This is a genomic window from Bacillus hominis (genome assembly GCF_018332515.1).
GTDB classification, from domain to species: domain Bacteria; phylum Bacillota; class Bacilli; order Bacillales; family Bacillaceae_G; genus Bacillus_A; species Bacillus_A hominis.
The window spans coordinates 1-487 of the sequence record NZ_BOQD01000577.1 but is presented as its reverse complement, the minus strand read 5'-3'; the positions used below and the strand labels follow the sequence as shown (position 1 = coordinate 487).

The 487-nt window shown below is 28.1% G+C and carries 1 protein-coding gene; it reads left to right on the top strand.

What is annotated here, in order from left to right; genetic code table 11:
* The first annotated feature begins 128 nt into the window (after nt 1-128).
* Entirely contained in the window at nt 129-470 is a 342-nt protein-coding gene (locus KI356_RS27445) for a YolD-like family protein (RefSeq protein WP_128280572.1), read from the top strand.
* The last annotated feature ends 17 nt before the right edge of the window (nt 471-487 follow it).

The window sequence follows — 487 nt, the reverse complement described above, 5'->3', positions numbered from 1 at the left end:
ATTGGGTTGATTTTATAAGGAGCCAAAAACCTCTAAATGTTTATTTTATAATTACATAAATAATCCTAACATCTCCAAAAATTGATATAATGATACAGTTATTAATAGCAATTAGGGAGATATACAGCATGAACTATACACATATGCCAAAAGAAATAGGAATGGTTAAGCGGACTTCATTCGCTTCGATACCGAAGAAATTCATCGGTATTGGTAAGATTGTTAAAAAACAAATAAAAGTGGAGCGCCCTACATTAACCCAAGACGAACAAGAAATTATTGAAAACAAGTTATTATGTTCATTTCTTTCTGAAGAGAAGATATTGATTACTTATTATAGAGATGGTCATTTGCTTACTAGATATGTGACTGTAACTGACATAAATCCAATAAAGAATTTAATAGCTTGCACTGATGCATCTTATAACAGAATTTTTCTTAAATTTATAGATATAATTGATTTAAGATAAAAAATATACAGTTTTTC